Genomic DNA, 301 nt, shown 5'->3' with positions numbered 1-301 from the left:
GACTTGTCAACCTTAGGTGCTACGGCTGTAGTTGTCGCTGGTTGCTTATCAGCTTCCTTAGCGGAAACAGCTAATTTTTCACCATTCGTTTGTGGCGTTGATAACTTAACTTCAAAGTTACCATCCTTGTCAGCAGTAGCTTTACCAAGAACGTTGCCATCCTTGTCGGCTACTACGACTTCTGCACCTGGAGCGGCTTTACCTGTTACGGTTGTACCATTGTCAGCTACTTCAACGCCAGATGGAGCCACACTCTTACCGTTAATACGGTTAAGGGCATCTTCGATAGCCTTCTTAGCAT

General features: G+C 46.5%; 1 protein-coding gene. It reads right to left on the bottom strand.

Annotation, left to right across the window (positions count from 1 at the left end; all coding sequences use genetic code 11):
* Positions 1 to 301, bottom strand: a 301-nt coding sequence (locus FC36_RS12065; RefSeq protein ID WP_235805789.1) for an Ig-like domain-containing protein, incomplete at both ends; no start/stop codon positions are given.

Source organism: Ligilactobacillus equi DSM 15833 = JCM 10991, assembly GCF_001435735.1.
Classification (GTDB): Bacteria; Bacillota; Bacilli; order Lactobacillales; family Lactobacillaceae; genus Ligilactobacillus; species Ligilactobacillus equi.
The sequence above is the reverse complement of the archived record's forward strand: the minus strand, read 5'-3'. Positions and strand labels throughout refer to the sequence as shown.